The sequence below is a fragment of the Dechloromonas sp. ZY10 genome, from assembly GCF_041378895.1.
Lineage (GTDB): Bacteria > Pseudomonadota > Gammaproteobacteria > Burkholderiales > Rhodocyclaceae > Azonexus > Azonexus aquae.
In genome coordinates this window covers 2,103,999-2,119,800 of the sequence record NZ_CP144212.1, presented here as the reverse complement: position 1 = coordinate 2,119,800, position 15,802 = coordinate 2,103,999, and the positions used below count along the sequence as shown (strand labels likewise).

At 60.9% G+C, this 15,802-nt stretch carries 17 protein-coding genes; 7 read left to right on the top strand and 10 right to left on the bottom strand.

Features of this window, described 5'->3' with window-relative positions; translation table 11 throughout:
• Positions 1-10 precede the first annotated feature (10 nt).
• The 4 genes from VX159_RS09680 to VX159_RS09665 are packed head-to-tail and all read right to left on the bottom strand — an operon-like array spanning position 11 to position 2,735.
• The gene (locus VX159_RS09680; protein ID WP_371322682.1) at positions 11-511 is read right to left on the bottom strand and encodes a TlpA family protein disulfide reductase; all 501 of its coding nucleotides are present in this window, start codon (positions 509-511) and stop codon (positions 11-13) included.
• On the bottom strand, positions 508-1,335 hold the full coding sequence (locus VX159_RS09675; protein ID WP_371322681.1) for an ABC transporter permease: 828 nt from the start codon (positions 1,333-1,335) through the stop codon (positions 508-510). Before VX159_RS09675 ends, VX159_RS09680 begins: the two co-directional genes overlap by 4 nt.
• A 13-nt stretch (positions 1,336-1,348) precedes the next feature.
• Positions 1,349-1,858, bottom strand: a complete 510-nt coding sequence (locus tag VX159_RS09670; protein WP_371322680.1) for a hypothetical protein — start codon at positions 1,856-1,858, stop codon at positions 1,349-1,351.
• Between the two features lie 10 nt (positions 1,859-1,868).
• Positions 1,869-2,735 carry an ABC transporter ATP-binding protein gene (locus tag VX159_RS09665; RefSeq protein ID WP_371322679.1) on the bottom strand — a complete coding sequence of 289 codons (867 nt, stop codon included), beginning with the start codon at positions 2,733-2,735 and terminating at the stop codon, positions 1,869-1,871.
• A gap of 319 nt (positions 2,736-3,054) precedes the next feature.
• On the opposite strand from VX159_RS09665, the gene VX159_RS09660 reads away from it, so the two are divergent.
• The 3 genes from VX159_RS09660 to VX159_RS09650 all read left to right on the top strand — a co-directional run bounded on the left by VX159_RS09660 (position 3,055) and on the right by VX159_RS09650 (position 5,703).
• Positions 3,055-3,339, top strand: coding sequence for a hypothetical protein (locus VX159_RS09660; RefSeq protein ID WP_371322678.1), 285 nt, complete (start codon positions 3,055-3,057; stop codon positions 3,337-3,339).
• 54 nt (positions 3,340-3,393) lie between these two features.
• On the top strand, positions 3,394-4,017 hold the full coding sequence (gene rpsD / locus VX159_RS09655) for a 30S ribosomal protein S4 (RefSeq protein ID WP_371322677.1): 624 nt from the start codon (positions 3,394-3,396) through the stop codon (positions 4,015-4,017).
• Between the two features lie 384 nt (positions 4,018-4,401).
• Positions 4,402-5,703 (top strand): DUF2325 domain-containing protein, encoded by a 1,302-nt coding sequence (locus VX159_RS09650; RefSeq protein WP_371322676.1) that lies wholly within the window; start codon positions 4,402-4,404, stop codon positions 5,701-5,703.
• Positions 5,704-5,849: 146 nt separating this feature from the next.
• Here the strand turns inward: VX159_RS09650 and VX159_RS09645 are convergent, their stop codons facing one another.
• Positions 5,850-6,086: a (2Fe-2S)-binding protein gene (locus VX159_RS09645; RefSeq protein WP_371322675.1), complete on the bottom strand. Its 237-nt coding sequence runs from the start codon at positions 6,084-6,086 to the stop codon at positions 5,850-5,852.
• A 148-nt stretch (positions 6,087-6,234) separates the two neighbouring features.
• On the opposite strand from VX159_RS09645, the gene VX159_RS09640 reads away from it, so the two are divergent.
• The 4 genes from VX159_RS09640 to VX159_RS09625 all read left to right on the top strand — a co-directional run bounded on the left by VX159_RS09640 (position 6,235) and on the right by VX159_RS09625 (position 9,494).
• Complete coding sequence (locus VX159_RS09640; protein WP_371322674.1) at positions 6,235-7,059, top strand: hypothetical protein; 825 nt, start codon at positions 6,235-6,237, stop codon at positions 7,057-7,059.
• Between the two features lie 158 nt (positions 7,060-7,217).
• Complete coding sequence (locus VX159_RS09635; RefSeq protein ID WP_371322673.1) at positions 7,218-7,478, top strand: hypothetical protein; 261 nt, start codon at positions 7,218-7,220, stop codon at positions 7,476-7,478.
• The gene (locus VX159_RS09630; protein WP_371322672.1) at positions 7,475-8,317 is read left to right on the top strand and encodes an AAA family ATPase; all 843 of its coding nucleotides are present in this window, start codon (positions 7,475-7,477) and stop codon (positions 8,315-8,317) included. The genes VX159_RS09635 and VX159_RS09630 overlap by 4 nt, the downstream gene beginning before the upstream one ends.
• Before the next feature lie 4 nt (positions 8,318-8,321).
• Positions 8,322-9,494, top strand: coding sequence for a VWA domain-containing protein (locus VX159_RS09625; protein ID WP_371322671.1), 1,173 nt, complete (start codon positions 8,322-8,324; stop codon positions 9,492-9,494).
• Positions 9,495-9,694: 200 nt separating this feature from the next.
• Here VX159_RS09625 and VX159_RS09620 read toward each other — a convergent pair whose 3' ends face one another.
• The 5 genes from VX159_RS09620 to VX159_RS09600 all read right to left on the bottom strand — a co-directional run bounded on the left by VX159_RS09620 (position 9,695) and on the right by VX159_RS09600 (position 15,645).
• Positions 9,695-10,162, bottom strand: a complete 468-nt coding sequence (locus VX159_RS09620; RefSeq protein ID WP_371322670.1) for a hypothetical protein — start codon at positions 10,160-10,162, stop codon at positions 9,695-9,697.
• 225 nt (positions 10,163-10,387) lie between these two features.
• Positions 10,388-11,161: a hypothetical protein gene (locus VX159_RS09615; RefSeq protein ID WP_371322669.1), complete on the bottom strand. Its 774-nt coding sequence runs from the start codon at positions 11,159-11,161 to the stop codon at positions 10,388-10,390.
• Between the two features lie 139 nt (positions 11,162-11,300).
• Positions 11,301-13,454: an ATP-binding protein gene (locus VX159_RS09610; RefSeq protein WP_371322668.1), complete on the bottom strand. Its 2,154-nt coding sequence runs from the start codon at positions 13,452-13,454 to the stop codon at positions 11,301-11,303.
• Between the two features lie 111 nt (positions 13,455-13,565).
• On the bottom strand, positions 13,566-15,098 hold the full coding sequence (locus VX159_RS09605) for a fumarate hydratase (RefSeq protein WP_371322667.1): 1,533 nt from the start codon (positions 15,096-15,098) through the stop codon (positions 13,566-13,568).
• Between the two features lie 13 nt (positions 15,099-15,111).
• The gene (locus VX159_RS09600; RefSeq protein WP_371322666.1) at positions 15,112-15,645 is read right to left on the bottom strand and encodes a TIGR00645 family protein; all 534 of its coding nucleotides are present in this window, start codon (positions 15,643-15,645) and stop codon (positions 15,112-15,114) included.
• Positions 15,646-15,802: the final 157 nt, after the last annotated feature.

Below are 15,802 nucleotides of genomic sequence, written 5' to 3'. Positions count from 1 at the left end.
GCGGGGGGCATCATTTTTTCAGCAGGGCGCCTTCGATGGCATCGAGATCGGCTTTCCTGACCGTTCCCATCTTGCGCTGAACGACCTGGCCGTGGCGGTCGATGAATAGCGTGTAAGGCAGGCCGGCCTTGCTGTTACCGAGTTCCTTCATCAGCGGGATACCCTGATCCTTGGCGACGAAGACCGGGTAGTCCATGTCGTAAGCCTTGGCGAACTCTTTCGCCGGTTCGGCTTTGTCCTCGATCCCGATGCCAAGCACCTCGACCTTGCCTTTGTGCGCCTGGCGAAACTTGATCAGTTCCGGAATTTCGGCGCGGCAGGGGCCGCACCAGCGAGCCCAGAAATTGACCACCAGCGGCCTGCCCTTGTAACGCTCCAGTGCCACTGGCTTGTCGTCGAGGTCGGCCAGAGTGGCGGCAAAGAGAGGGGCCGCCGAGGGTTGCTCGTCGGCACTAACTACGGTCGACAGGCCAAAAAGCAGAAAAAGGCAGGCGAGGAGGAATTTTTTCAAGGCAGGTCACCGCGCCGGAAAATGAGGTAGCCGGCAGTGGCGCTGAGTATACCGAGCAGGGCCGGGTAGACCAAGGCAAAGACCTTGTAGCCGAAGCTGCCAAACAGATCGAGGATGACGTAGGCGGAGGGTCCGAGCACGATCAGTTGCGGGTCGAACAGGGCCAGCGCAGCGGTGCGGAAGACCTGCAGCGGGTTGGCCAGCGCCAGCGTGATCGCCAGCTCCGGCGAGACTTTACCCTGGATCATCACCCCGAGCAGGATCAGGTCGAGGAACAGTAGTAATACCAGCCAGACCATGAACGCTGCACCTTGGGCCATGTCGGTGCTGCGTGCGACCGCCGAAATCAGCATGCCGATGCCGAGGAAGCAGGCAGCCATGACCGCCAGCAGTGCAGTGTAGTAGCCGAACATGTCCCATGGGACTTCAATGCCGCTGATCGTAGCCCAGATTACCGCGCAGAGCATTGCCGCGAACACCGGGGCGAAGACGACGATGTAGCGGCCGAGAATCTTGCCCCAGAACCAGGCGCCAAGGCCGACTGGCAGCGAGAGCAGATATTCGAAGACACCCGCCTCGCGGTCGCCAGCGACCGAGCGGACGGTGGTGATCAGGACAAAGATCGGCAGGATCGCCATGGTCAGCTGGATGTAGGTGACCAGTAGCCGCGACAGGCCGATGAAGCCAAGTACCCGCGATTCGGTCAGGCCGAACAGGAAGAGCAGCGCGACGATGCCGCCGAAAACCAGAGTGTAGATCTGGAACCAGCGGGCGCGCAGCGATTCGACGATGTCGAGCCGGGCGGTCAGCCACAATTGCTTCATTGTTGTTTTCCTTTTATTTACCTTTTGCCAGCACGCGGTCGCGCATGCCGGCAAAGTCGAGGCTGCCGGCCTGCGGTGCGGCAACGGCAGCGTAGTTGTAGCCCATTGGCGACAGTTTGTTCAAATAATGCGCCAAGCGCGGGTCGTGCCAGATCGTAGCGCCGGGTTTGCTGCTCAGGTCGGCAATCCACATCCGGGTGCTCGCATCGGCCAGCCAGGGATAAGCCTCGGCCTTGTCGCGCAGCCAGAAGATCAAGCAGCCAACGTCGTCGAATTTGAACACCGTGTCTTTCGGGCCGCCGCGAATCTGGCCGGCAAAGCGCCGGTCGGAGATCACCATGCTGCAACGGGTGCAGGTGTCGCGGTCAAATTTGATCGGCGCCATGCCTTCGGCCAGGTCTGCTTCCTTGTTGCAGCCGGTAAGGGCCAACGCCAGCGGCGACAGCAGAAACGGCGCAAGCCCGAGGCTGCCGAGTTGGCGCAGTGCGTTGCGGCGAAGCTCACGGCGGTGATGCTGGCACATGGCGCCGACCTCAGGCCTGATTGCCGGCGGCTTCGCTCAGCGACAGGTCGCTGACCAGCGCGGTGTAGCGCGAGACAATGCCGAGGAAGCGCAGGCGGTCGGGGCCGGCGATTTCGCCCTGCCAGCGCAACTGCGCTTCGTCGGTGCTGAAATTCCAGCCATCAAGGGCCTTGGCGAAGGCCGGTTCGAAGCGCTTGAGCTCGATCCGGCAGGTCAGGCGGCCGGTCAGCGAGACATCGTCGGCGACCTTGTCGTCGAGCACGACCTTGCCCATGTCCATTTCGATCACGCGATTGACCAGTGCCGATACTTCGTCGAGACGGTGGCTGGAGATCAGCATGGTGGTGTCTTCGAGGCGTTCGGCGAGCAGATCGAAGAAAATCTTGCGCGCTTCCGGGTCGAGGTTGGCGGCCGGTTCGTCCATCACCAGCACTTTGGCGTCGCGCCCGAGCGCGATGGCGATCAGTAGTTTCTGCTTCATGCCACCGGAGAGGCGCACGAACTGGCGGGTCAGGATGGCGTCGAGATCGAGACCGAGGCGCTGGCCGATGGCGTGGATGCGCGCCGGATCGGTACCGCACAGTGAGGCGGAAAAATCGATCAGCTGGCCGACGGGCATTTTAAGCGGCGGCGGTAGCTGCGGCACGAAGCCGATCTTGCCGAGAACGGTGGTGCGGTGGTCGCGGGGGTTGAGTCCGTCGATGCGGACCTCGCCGTCATGGGTGTATTCACCGAGCAGGCAACGAATCAGGGTGGTCTTGCCGGCACCGTTCGAGCCGATCAGTGCGATGCGTTCGCCGAGGCCGATGTTGAGAGAGATTCCATCGAGCACTTGGGCACGGCGGAAAGTCTTGGCTACGTTCTTGAGTTCGATCATGCGGCGGATTATAGGAGGCGGCTAACAGCCTGACATTGAACCTGGATCAAAAAGACCGGCATCTGGTGGTCAGCGCAAGGTGTAAAAAATTGTTGAGAATGGTTCGCATCTATTGACCTTGTATTTTATTTATATGAGAATGTTTCTCAACAACTAGCCAGCCAGCACCTGCCGCCAGCCAGCCAGATAGCTTCTTCAATCATTGAAGTGAAAGCGCCGGCTGGTTTTTTCTGCCCGGGCTTTCCTCTGCCAGGAGTGTTGCGATGTTGCTGTTTCTGAGTGGTGGCTGGCCGCTGTGGCTTTTCCGGGGATTCTGAAAATGTCTGACGCAATCCCTTGCGATTTGCCTGAAATGCCCCTCGATCTCCGTCTGGCGGCAATTCTCAACCTGCTTTCGTCGTCGGCCCTGCGCGGCGCAACAGCCAACAAGACGGCTGCCTTGCAAATGCACCTGGAAGCCGCCGCTGCCGCGCCGGAGGCAATGGCCGAGCCTTTGCGCGAAGCCCTGGCCGAGGTGCTGGCCGGCTGGCTGCAGGTCCGGTGTCATCCGGCCTCGGTGCCGGTCAGCCATTGCCCGATGGTCCCCGGCAACTGCCTGCACTAGGCGGGCGAGCCTCCTTTTTTCCTAGCCTTTAAAAACTGTTTCAGGAGTCATTTCATGTCGCGTTATACCGGTCCCCGTCTCAAGGTCATGCGTGCGCTGGGTGTCGATCTACCCGGCCTGGCCCGCAAGAGCATGCAGGAGCGGCCGCAGCCGCCGGGGCAGCACGGTGCCCGCAAGCTGGCCGGGCGCAAGTCCGAGTTCGGCCTGCAACTGCTGGAAAAACAGAAGCTGCGCTACAACTACGGCGTTTCCGAGCGCCAGCTGCGCCGCGTCGTGCTCGATGCCAAGCGCCAGCGCGGCGGAACGACCGGAGGCAAGATCGTCGAACTGCTGGAGCGTCGCCTTGATAACCTGGTCTTCCGTGCCGGTTTTGCCACCACCATTCCCGCCGCCCGCCAACTGGTCAGTCACGGGCATATCCTGCTCAATGGCCGGCGAGTCACCATTCCATCGATCCGCATCCGGATCGGCGATGCTTTTGGTCCCTCGGAAACCGCTGCTCGCCTCGACGTTGTCAAGGCGGCGCTGGCTGATCCTGCGCTGCAGCGGCCTGAATGGATTGCTGTCGATGCCCAGAGCGGCCTGGCCCGGCTGGTGCATTTGCCGGATGGCGAGACTGCTGCCCCGTTCCCGCTCGACCTGCAGCGCGTGGTTGAGTACTACGCCACCCGTACCTGAGCCCGGGAGTGCGTCATGCGCAGCCTGACTCTACATGTCACCCTGGCCGCCAGCCTGCTGTGGTGGGCACTGGCGCATCTTTGAGCGATCACTGTCCCGAGGAGGAACGTCCGATGCCGACACCGCCGCTATGGGCTGGCGTATTGAGCCAGCTGCTGATTCATGACGAAACCGGGTGCCCACATTCGGCGCGCCACGCAATCCGGCTACTCGATTGCCTGTGCGAGGACGCAGATCTCGACCGTGCCACCCGCGAATTATGCGAGCGCGCCAGCCGGCGCCTTGAAAGCCGCTTGCTACCAGTGTTCGCTGCGGGCTGCCCGACACCGGGAAAATCGTCGTTTTTACGGTCGACCGTGAATTTCGGACAAAAAGGATAAGTTGATGCCGCTCAGCAAAAAAAACGAACCTGGTTTTCCTTTTCACGTCGCCGGTGGAATTCTTGGCGGCAGCCGCAAAACCTTCGTTGCCGGGCTGGGGGCAGAGATGGATGAAGCACCGCTGGCGCCGCCACCGCTGCTGCGCGCCAGCGGTTCGCGGCGGCGCAAGCTATGGGAAATTCCACACAAATTCCATTGTCCGGTGATCGGCGTTTGCTTTGGTTGCGACGAATTGCGTTCGCTGATGGCCAAGGTCATGCATTTCCCGCGCGACACCTCGGATTTCACGCTGCACACCACGGCCGTTGGTGCCTGTGAGGAGCGCACTCGTCTGGCCGAATTACTGCACAAGACGCTGGAAAAACGCTACCAGCTGACGCTGAAGCAATTTGCCGCACTCAAAACCAATCACGAGTTGCAGACCGCCTGGCAACGCTCCCTGTCTGATGGGAGCCAGGTTCCCGCCGTCTTGTGGGCGTTGTGGACGCATCCGGCCTGTGATGCCCGGCTGGAGCAGGAGGTCTATGGCGATATTCATATGTTGCAGCACCAGCTGGGTAGCGGCACACGCGCCGATTTGCGGGCCATGCAGGCCTTGCAGGGGGAGCATGCCGAATTGCGGCGGCAGTTGCAGCAATTGCAGGTGGCTGCTGAGCAGTTGCGTCAGGAGCAGGCCATGCAGCAGCAGGGCTTGCGCCAGCAACTCGGGGAAGTTCAAGCCGAGGCCGCCGCCCGTGAATCCTGGGGGCTGGGCCTGCAACGCGAACTCGCGGCACTGCATGCCGAATTGCCGGACTTGAAGGAACGTCGGGAATTGGCCCAGCAACTCGACTTCGCCCGCGAACAACTGGCGCAACTACGTGCTCGGAATGACGAACAGGCCGCCGAACTGGCCCGCTTGCGCGACTACGCCAGTTTTGCCGAGGAGAGCCTGGCTGCCCTCAGCCGCCACGAGGAAATGCCGGTGCCTGCTCTACCGCCCGCCGATCTGGGGGGCAAGTGCGTGTTATGTGTCGGCGGTCGTTCGGGGGCCGTACATTCCTATCGTGAAGTCGTTGAACAGTCCGGGGGGCGCTTCATGCATCACGACGGTGGCCTCGAAGAAAGCCTGCATCGCATCGATAGTGCTCTGGCAGCTGCCGACATCGTCATCTGTCAGGCCGGCTGCATCAGCCACAACGCCTACTGGCGGGTCAAGGACCTGTGCAAGCGCAGCGGCAAACCCTGCATGTTCGTCAAGAGTGGTGGTGTCTCAAGCTTTGGCAAGGTGGTCGATGCGGCTGGCCGGGTCGGCCAGGAAGCCTGAGACCCCGCGTCTGTTCGCGAGAAGGCGGATGGTGGCCAGGCCGATGGCTCACGGATAAAAAAATCCCGTGACCGAGGTCACGGGATCGAGCCGCCGGCGGGGGGGAGGGGGGGAGGTTGCCGGCGGAGGGGTAAGTCGTAGTTCGGTCAGGCTGCTTGCAGCAGCGGTAGCGGAGCGTTACCGCAGCGTGTGGCGCAGGCCGAATTGCAGTTGCCGAGCGCCGCCTGGGCTTCTTTCAGACAGTCGCGGGCACAACAGGCGCAGCGGCCGCATTCGCTGGTGACGCCGAGGTCACGGCGTAAATCCTTGAGCGTCCGCGCGCCATTGGCGGCAGCTGCGCGAATGTCGCGATCAGTGACTCCGTGGCAGAGGCAGACGTACATGGAAAGCCCTTTTGAAATGTGTTTGATAACCGTTCTCATTTTAGGCAAATGAGAATGCTTGTCAATAGCTGGGGGGTTGGTTTTTAAACTCCGATGGTTTTTCCCGCGGACCATTTTCTTCTCGATCCGCAGGCTCGCGACCGGCGAAGTGCAACTGCGTCTTGGCATGCATCTTGATAGTGCTGGTGCCATTGTTGAATTCAACGCGCCGCTGGCGCCGGTTCGCTTTCTTCTGCCCATGTTTATTCATTCCCGCCAGGTTGGTTTGGCCTATTCCGCGTGGTCGGCCCCTTTGTCCGACGGCCAGTCGCCGCAGCCGGCGGCAAATTCTGCCGTCGTCGAGGATGATCCTTGGGTCAAGATTTCTGCCGCCGCCCGCCTGGCGCAAGAAACATCTACCGGTAGCGCGCCTTCCTCTGCCCGGGCTGAGTTCGATACCAACCGTGGGCGGCGCGAAATTGACATCGGGCAGTATTTTTCCGGCCAAGGGCAGGCCAACGATGCGGTCACCTTGCGCGATTCCCTGCCGCCGCTCATGTTGCCTACCGAGGCCAATGTCACTGCCTTGAGCCGGCACCTGGCCGAAGCTTTTCCGCGCTTTCTGGCAGCGAGGGGCATTCCCGAGGCGCCGGCCTCGCTCCGTTACGATGCCGATGGGAAAGTGCAGTTACCGGCCGACTATCCGCATGCTCAAGCCTTGCAGACTGCCTTGCAGAAAGACCCGGCAATGGCCCGTGAACTGAGTACGCTTAACGCATTGGCCTCGCACCTTGCCCAGTTGAACCAGTTGATACCCTTTAATCAGGAATATGCGGCCGCGCGTAACCCGGGTGAGGCGGCCGCCGTGGTTGCAAAATACAGCCATCTGTTTTCTGCCCGTCGGCCTCCGGTCGAGAGTGAAGTGGTATTTACCTCCGATGGTCGGCCTACGCCGCTGGCAGACGGTCGTCCGCTCGGGCGCACGGCAATTTAGCCGGGCGGTGTTGGCTTGGTCACGGTCGACCGGCAAAAATCACTCTTTTTGAGCCGTTTTCGGCTATCCACAAAAGCTGTGGATAAGTCTGTGGGCGAGTCGTGGACGGTGCAGCTAAGTGTCGCTCGCGAAAGGCTTTTTTCTACCTTGCAAAAAACTTGAGCAATATTGTTAGTTGCTTGATTATTAATGGATTTGTGGGTTTTTTGGGGGTTTGCAGGGAGTTTTTCCCGAAATTTGCGCAAGGTGCCGGTGAGGGGGGGGCGCTTGTGCGTAAATTTTTTGCCGGGCCCGTTTTGTCAAGCAATTTCTCAAGCCTTGCCGCGCTGCAACTGGCGGCAACAGTAAAATGCCGCTTTCCACGGTCGACCGCCGTTTTTTCCAAATTCCAAAAACAATCCCCACGAGAACCGCCATGAAATTCGAAGGTACCAACACCTATGTCGCCACCCGCGACCTGACGCTCGCCGTCAATGCCGCCATCGCCCTGCAACGGCCGCTGCTGATCAAGGGCGAGCCGGGCACCGGCAAAACCCTGCTTGCCGAGGAAGTGGCGCGGGCACTCAACATGCCGCTTTTCCAGTGGCACGTGAAATCCACCACCAAGGCGCAGCAGGGCCTTTACGAATACGATGCCGTGTCGCGCTTGCGCGATTCGCAGCTGGGCGACCCGCGCGTGCACGATATCGCCAACTACATCGTCCCCGGCGTGCTGTGGCAGGCCTTCGAGTGCGACGTGCCGTCGGTGGTGCTGATCGACGAGATCGACAAGGCCGACATCGAATTCCCCAACGACCTGCTGCGCGAACTCGACCGCATGGAATTCCACTGCTACGAGCTGCAAAAGACGCTCAAGGCCAAGCATCGCCCGCTGATCATCATCACCTCGAACAACGAGAAGGAGTTGCCCGACGCCTTTTTGCGCCGCTGCTTCTTCCACTACATCAAGTTCCCGGACAAGGCGACCATGCAGCGCATCGTCGATGTGCATTTCCCGGCGCTCAAGCACGAACTGCTCAAGGAAGCGCTCGAAGTTTTCTTCGACCTGCGCGAGGTGCCGGGGCTGAAGAAAAAGCCCTCGACCAGCGAACTGATCGACTGGCTCAAGCTGCTGCTGGCCGAAGACATTCCGCCGGAAGTGCTGCGCGCCAAGGACAGCAAGGACGCCATTCCGCCGCTGCACGGCGCCTTGCTCAAGAACGAGCAGGACATCCACCTCTTCGAACGCCTGGCGTTCATGGCCCGTCGCAAAGGTTGATCCCGTGTTGATCGACTTCTTGCTGCACCTGCGGGCGCGGCAACTGCCGGTGTCGACCAAGGAACTGCTGGCCCTGCTCGAAGCACTGGAAGCACGGCTGGTCAGCGGCAGTCTCGACGATTTTTACCTGATCGCCCGCGCGCTGCTGATCAAGGACGAGGCGCTTTACGACCGCTTCGACCGCGCCTTTGGCGAATACTTTCAAGGCATCGAAGCCTTGCCGGGTATGGACGTGTTGGTGCCGGAAGAGTGGCTGCGGCTGGCCGCCAAGCGTCATTTGACTGAGGAAGACCGGCTCAAGCTGCAGAAGCTGGGCTACGAAAAACTCTTCGAAACCTTGAAACAGCGGCTGGAAGAGCAGAAAGAGCGCCACGCCGGCGGCAGCAAATGGATCGGCACCGGCGGTACCTCGCCCTTCGGCCACGGCGGTTATCACCCGGAAGGCGTGCGCATCGGCGGCGAATCGGCCGGCAACCGCACGGCGGTCAAGGTCTGGGAACAGCGCGAATTCCGCAACCTGGACGACAGCGTCGAGCTCGGTGTGCGCAACATCAAGGTCGCGCTGCGCCGCTTACGCCGCTTCGCCCGCCAGGGTGCGGCGACCGAACTCGACCTCGACGGCACCATCGCCGGTACCGCCCGCAACGGCGGCATGCTCGACCTGCACCTGCGCCCGGAGCGCCACAACGCGGTCAAGGTGCTGCTCTTCCTCGACATCGGTGGCTCGATGGACGACCACATCCAGGTCTGCGAAGAGCTGTTTTCCGCAGCCCGCGCCGAGTTCAAGCACCTGGAGCACTTCTACTTTCACAACTGCGTTTATGAAGGCGTGTGGAAGGACAACCGCCGCCGCCACGACCAAAAGCTGTCGACCTGGGATGTACTCCACACCTACGGCCCGGACTACAAGCTGGTCTTCGTCGGCGACGCCAGCATGAGCCCCTACGAAATCAGCCACCCCGGCGGCAGTGTCGAACACTGGAACGAAGAACCCGGCGCCGTCTGGCTGCAACGCCTGCTCACCACCTGGCCGCACGCCGCCTGGCTTAATCCGCTGCCGGAAGGGCAGTGGGAATGGACGCAGTCGATCCGCATGCTCCGCCAGCTCTGCAACAACCGCATGTACCCGCTGACCCTGGACGGGCTGGAGCGGGCGATGCGCGGGTTGTCGAAGTAGGGGATTGTCACGGTCGACCGGGGTTTTTGGCTAAATTCGAAGTTGACCGTGGGAAAGCTATCGACTCAAAGCGGCCTGATGACATCCGGTAGACCCATGTCCGGTTCTTGCCCAATGCGGAAGTGGCCCTGTTGAAAAGTGGGCAGTCAGGAACTTTGTATGTGAAGGGCGGGGCGCCTTGTCGCAACGGAGCGATTTTCTCAGCGGACAAATACTAACCAGTAGAGCGGCAGCAAAACAGCTGCGATTTGACTAGCAGCGACTAGACCGGAAAGGAAGCCGCTACCAGTAGGAAACAAGCCAACAGAAAGAGCCTTTTTGAGGGTGGAGTGGAGATTTTCGCCTTTGTTCAGCCCTGGCTTATGTCTCACTCCATATAGGACCAGCCTCGCTTGGCAGTTGAGATAGAACAGAACCGTCGCGCAGAGCAAACTTTCTTTTGCTCCCATGCCCCGAGAAAATCCACCACCCGCAAACCCTATTACCCCAATCAATGCGATAAATAGACCGAATAAGGAAACGAGAAGTGCTTGCCGGTACAAGCTCTGATTTTCTGGCTTGTTCGCCTCATCCCATGTCGGCAAAGTACCGTGCTCAAAGGCGTAGCTCGACATAAAAAATAAAATGCCATTAGCGGCAAGTGCAAGTCCACCAACAAGGAATTCCACTGAAATCACCCTTCAAACTCAAAATGACATTTCACTGTTATCGGAGTGGCCGCGAGGTTCATAAATGCTCCGTTAGTCCTTTGTCCGCACAATTCGCACATGCCACTCGTTTCTTCAATGCTCGCTGTTGGGTCTAAGGCAGACATCATGACGCCATGCTTTGTGGATGGCGACTGTCCGAAACTGGCCGACAGCCGCCTCTCCCCAATCACTGCATAGCAGTCTTTACTTCCTCCGCGACAACCCGATCTCGCGTGCTGTCTCCCGGCCGATCAGCGCATCGACCAGTCCGGCCGGATGAACCGATTGATCGGGGGCCTGCGGGATGCGGCCGCCCATGATTTCGCTCCAGGTTTGCGGGTGGCGCGGTTCCTTGTCGGGTTCGGCGTAGCCTTGCGGCCAGATCGGCTGGCGGCTGGCGAGGTCGTATTTGTCGCTGGCGCCGAAGGTGTGGAGCATTTCGTGGGCGATTACGAAATTGTTCTGCCGGCGCTGGCGGCGGTCGGCAAAGGCGTGGACGATCCCGATCTGGCCTTTGTCGAGGCCGGTGGAGTGCGGCGGTCGCGGGGTCAGCGCCGGATCGTGGAAGAGGACGAAGAGACGGACCTGTGGCTTGGGGCCGGCGATGGCGTCGTGCTGGCTGGCCCACCAGCGGAATTTCAGGCTCCACAGCATGATTTCCAGCGCGCTGCCGTGGTTGGGCGGCAGCGGCGGCTGCGCGTCGAGGGGCGGTGCCAGTTGCAGCATGACCGGCTGCAGCACATCCTTGCCGTAGCGCTGGGTTTCCTGCTGCAGCCAGTCGCCGATTTCGGCGAAGTCTTCGCTGCGCAGTTGCGCCAGGTAGGCGCGGGTGATCGAGGAGTCGTCGGCGGCCAGCGGGTAGAGCGCAACATGGACGGTGTGTCGCCATTCGCTCAAGCGATGGTTGGCGCGCCAGGCGGCGAGGGCAACGCTGGCGAGGATGACGAGCAGGATCAGGGTACGCAGGCGGCGGAACATGGCTGGGCGGCTAGGGGTAAAGAACGCGAGCCCGTGATTATCGCCGGGAAAGGTGGTCCTGGTTATGACTTTGGAAAGTGAAAGCGGGCATTTCTACGGTCGACCGTAGAAATGCCCGCTTTTGTTCCGACGCTTGATCTTAGCCGCTGGCGTTGGCGGCTTTGCGCAGGCGGGCAGTGAACCAGAAGCAACTGCCTTGCCCCGGCTGGCTTTCGGCCCCGGCGCGGCCTTCCATCAATTGGGCGAGGCGGGCGGTAATGGCGAGACCGAGGCCGGTGCCGCCGTATTTACGCGAACTGGAGTTGTCGGCCTGCTCGAAGGCAGTGAACAGCCGGGTCAGGGTTTCGTGATCAACCCCGATCCCGGTGTCGCGGACTGAAAAACGCAACAGGCAACTATTTTCGTCTTCGTTTTCGATGCTGACGGCGACTTCGATCTGTCCGCGTTCTGTGAATTTGATGGCATTTGCCAGGTAGTTGAGCAGGGCCTGGCGCAAGCAGGTGGCATCGCCGAGCAGTGGGGCACAGGGTGGCAGCGGGGCGGCTCGCAGCGTGAGCCCTTTGGCGCCGGCTTTGGCCTGCAGCATGTCGAGGGTTTCGGTGAGCAGGCCGGTCAGGCCGATCCGGCTGTAAACCAGTTCGAGTTTGCCGGCTTCGATCTTGGCCAGTTCGAGGATGCTGTTGATAACTTCCAGCAGGTGTTCGGCGGCGCTGTCGAGCTTGTCGAGACGGCCTTGTTGTTTGTCGTTGAGGCCGCTGCGCCGGATCAGTTCGGACATGCCGGTGATCGCGTGCAGCGGAGTGCGCAGTTCGTGCGACATGTTGGCGATGAAGCTGCTTTTGGCGACGTTGGCGGCTTCGGCCGCCTCCTTGGCCAGCGACAATTCGGCGGTGCGTTCGGTGACCAGGGTTTCAAGGTGACGGCGGTGTTGCTCGAGCTCGGCTTGTGCCAGTCTGCTGTCGCTGACATCGAGGTTGACTCCGACGATGCGCAGCAATTGCCGAGTTGGATCGCGGCGGAGGCGGGCTAGCGAGTGGACGTGGCGCACGCCGCCGTCGGGCAGGATGATGCGAAAGTCCACCTCCTGGGCTTCGCCGCTACTGATCAGTTTGCGCAGCATGTCGTGGATGTACTGCTGATCTTCCGGGGCGATCCGCGCACGGAACAGGGCGCGCGGGTCGCTATCCGGATCGCCGGCGTAAATCTGGTACATCCGTTCATCCCAAAGCAGCTCGCCGGTATCTAGATTGTGTTCCCAGACGCCGATTCCGGCTGCGTCGGCAGCCAGTTGCAAACGTTCCTGGCTGGCGGCGCGCTGCTGTTCTGCGTGCAGTCGCCGGCGCTGGCCGCGAATCAGCTGCCAGGCGAGGCCCAGGATCAGCAGCGAAAAGAGCAGGGCGGCTAGCGCATACTGCAGCAGGACCGGGCGGTATTCGGCTTCTAGATCGGCCCGGGCATAGCCGACAAGCATGACCATGGGCGCCGTGTGCAACTGGTGATAGGCAATTTTGCGGACGATTCCGTCGGTCGCGGTGTCGACTTCGTAAATCCCCTTTTCCTCAGCGAGCAGGCCCGAGAACAGCGGGCTGCGCGAGACATCCTGGGCAAAGTGCCTTTCGTGATCGGGGCTGCGGACGACAATCTGGCGCGATGGAATATGAGCAAGGGCAATTGCACCGTGCTCGCCCTGGCGGAAACGATCGAAAATCCGGGCTAAATAGGGGACTTCCATCGATGCCATCAACACCCCGATGAAGCGACCTTGTTTGTCCTCAAGGCGATGGCTGAGCGGAAAAAACAGCTTGTTGTGGCTACGGCTGCGCAATGGGCCGCCAACATACAGCGGGCTGCTGTCCTGCTGTGCATGCACACGAAAGTAATCGCGGTCGGCAAAGCTGTCTCCCGGCACGAAATCGGGCAGGCTGGAAGCCACGCTGCGACCGTCGGCATCAAGGACCAGCAGGCTCATGAATCCGGGCAGGTCGGGATTGCCCTGGCGCAGGATCTGTCGCACCTGGGCCGGGTCGTGCAGCCGGTTTTGCAGGCTGCGGGTGAGAACTTTGAGGGTGGTATCGACCACTGCCAGAGTCTGCTCGGTTTGCAGGCGTAACGCATCGGCGAGGTCGGTCGCGCTGCGTTCGACCTCGTACTCGCGCTGGTCAATGAAATTCCTGGCTGTCACCCAGGTTGCCAGGCAGACGAGCATGAGCAGCAGCGCGGCAGAAAACCAGATGTTCCGCTCGAAGCGATGCAGGGCGCGTTGCAGGGAAGGGGGAAGGTTGAGGGAGGGCATGATTTGCCGCTCAGCATACCGCCAAGCGGCTGCGGACAAAACTTCGGGTTTACGGCAGGTGAAAAAAAACCCGGCCGAGGCCGGGTTTTCTCTGTTCTGCCAGCGCTGAACTCAGGCCTTGACCGGGATCTTGCCGATCTTGACCTGCCATTCCTTCGGGCCACTTTCATGGACGTTGCTACCGGTCGAATCGACGGCAACGGTGACCGGCATGTCCTGCACGTCGAATTCGTAGATGGCTTCCATGCCGAGATCTTCGAAACCGACGACCTTGGCCGATTTGATCGCCTTGGCAACGAGGTAGGCGGCACCACCGACGGCCATCAGGTAGGCGGACTGGTTGTCCTTGATGGCTTCGATGGCGACCGGGCCGCGCTCGGACTTGCCGATCATCGAGATCAGGCCGGTCTGTTCGAGCATGGTGCGGGTGAACTTGTCCATGCGGGTGGCAGTGGTCGGGCCGGCCGGGCCGACGACTTCGTCACGCACCGGATCGACCGGGCCAACGTAGTAGATGACGCGGTTGGTGAAATCCACCGGCAGCTTCTCGCCCTTGGCCAGCATGTCGCAGATGCGCTTGTGAGCAGCATCGCGACCGGTCAGCATCTTGCCGTTCAGGAGCAGCTTCTGACCAACCTTCCAGGAAGCGACTTCTTCCTTGGTCAGGGTGTCGAGATTGACGCGGGTGGCCGACTTGACGTCCGGGGTCCAGGTCACGGCGGGCCAGTCTTCCAGCTTCGGCGGTTCGAGCTTGGCCGGGCCGGAGCCATCGAGATGGAAGTGGCAGTGGCGGGTCGCGGCGCAGTTGGGCACCAGGGCGACCGGCAGGTTGGCGGCATGGCACGGGTAATCCAGCACCTTGACGTCGAGTACGGTGGTCAGACCGCCCAGGCCCTGGGCGCCAACGCCGAGGGCGTTGATCTTTTCCATCAGCTCAAGCCGCAGTTCTTCGGCCCGTGTCAGCTTGGCTCCGGAAGCGGCCTTGGCCTTCAGTTCGTGGATGTCGACCGGCGCCATGATTGATTCCTTGGCCAGCAGCATGGCCTTTTCCGGCGTGCCGCCGATGCCGATACCGATGATCCCCGGTGGGCACCAGCCGGCACCCATTTCCGGAATCTTCTTCAGCACCCAGTCGACCAAGTCGTCGGACGGGTTGAGCATGGCGAACTTGGACTTGGCTTCCGAGCCGCCGCCCTTGGCCGCGCAGATGACTTCGACGTGATGGCCTTCGACGATCTCGAAGTGCACCACGGCCGGAGTGTTGTCCTTGGTGTTCTTGCGGCTGCCGGCCGGGTCGGCCAATACCGAGGCACGCAGCGGATTGAGCGGGTTGGCGTAGGCGCGACGGACGCCTTCATTGATCATTTCCTGCACGCTCATGGTGGCATCCGGCCAGCTGACCTGCATGCCGACCTTGATGAAGACCATGCCGATACCGGTGTCCTGGCAGATCGGGCGGTGACCTTCGGCCGCCATCCGCGAGTTGGTCAGGATCTGGGCAATGGCATCCTTGGCTGCGGGATTCTCCTCGCGTTCATAAGCTTCTCCCAGTGCCTTGATGTAGTCGAGCGGGTGGTAGTAGCTGATGTACTGGAAGGCGTCGGCGACGGACTGGATCAGGTCTTCCTGTTTGATGGCGGTCATGCGGGACTCCGTTTTAGTGGCTCTTGTGTTGCAAGACGAGGGTCTGGGTCATCATCTTGTCGACCAGCGCCATGGCGAGGGCCGAGAAAAGGAAGACCACATGGATGACAACCTGCCACATGAGCGTGTGCTCGGACAGGTTGGCAGCATTGATGAAGCTCTTCAGCAGGTGGATCGACGAAATGCCGATGATGGCAGTCGATAGTTTGATCTTGAGTACGCCGGCATTGACGTGCGACAGCCATTCGGGCTGGTCGGGGTGGCCGTCGAGGTCGAGTCGGGAGACAAAGGTTTCGTAGCCACCGACGATCACCATCACCAGCAGGTTGGCGATCATTACCACGTCGATCAGACCCAGAACCAGCAGCATCACGTCGGCTTCGGTCAGCTTGTGCGGGCCGAAGGCGCCGGTTACGAGATGGCTGAGTTCGACCATGAACAGCCAGCAATACACCAGTTGGGCAATGATCAGCCCGACATACAACGGGGCCTGGATCCAGCGGCTGGCAAAAATGAAGGATTCGAGTTGCTTGATCGGGGCGCTCATCGTCTGCAAGGTTTCCGGTCGAAGTTTGCGGGACGGAGATTTTATCACGCCTCGGCAAGCCCCCCTGTCTATGCTGCTATGTTGCGTTGCAGCGTGATTTCGTAAGCCGTTTGTAAGAATATCGACGTTTAATGCCGTCTCAACGCTGGCGAGGGGA

Bases quoted from the DNA above. Each gene is read 5' to 3' on its own strand.
- VX159_RS09670 (WP_371322680.1), bottom strand. From the start codon at position 1,858: ATGTGCCAGCATCACCGCCGTGAGCTTCGCCGCAACGCACTGCGCCAA.
- VX159_RS09650 (WP_371322676.1), top strand. From the start codon at position 4,402: ATGCCGCTCAGCAAAAAAAACGAACCTGGTTTTCCTTTTCACGTCGCC.
- VX159_RS09630 (WP_371322672.1), top strand. From the start codon at position 7,475: ATGAAATTCGAAGGTACCAACACCTATGTCGCCACCCGCGACCTGACG.
- VX159_RS09605 (WP_371322667.1), bottom strand. From the start codon at position 15,098: ATGACCGCCATCAAACAGGAAGACCTGATCCAGTCCGTCGCCGACGCC.
- rpsD (WP_371322677.1), top strand. From the start codon at position 3,394: ATGTCGCGTTATACCGGTCCCCGTCTCAAGGTCATGCGTGCGCTGGGT.
- VX159_RS09665 (WP_371322679.1), bottom strand. From the start codon at position 2,735: ATGATCGAACTCAAGAACGTAGCCAAGACTTTCCGCCGTGCCCAAGTG.
- VX159_RS09615 (WP_371322669.1), bottom strand. From the start codon at position 11,161: ATGTTCCGCCGCCTGCGTACCCTGATCCTGCTCGTCATCCTCGCCAGC.
- VX159_RS09660 (WP_371322678.1), top strand. From the start codon at position 3,055: ATGTCTGACGCAATCCCTTGCGATTTGCCTGAAATGCCCCTCGATCTC.
- VX159_RS09610 (WP_371322668.1), bottom strand. From the start codon at position 13,454: ATGCCCTCCCTCAACCTTCCCCCTTCCCTGCAACGCGCCCTGCATCGC.
- VX159_RS09675 (WP_371322681.1), bottom strand. From the start codon at position 1,335: ATGAAGCAATTGTGGCTGACCGCCCGGCTCGACATCGTCGAATCGCTG.
- VX159_RS09645 (WP_371322675.1), bottom strand. From the start codon at position 6,086: ATGTACGTCTGCCTCTGCCACGGAGTCACTGATCGCGACATTCGCGCA.
- VX159_RS09600 (WP_371322666.1), bottom strand. From the start codon at position 15,645: ATGAGCGCCCCGATCAAGCAACTCGAATCCTTCATTTTTGCCAGCCGC.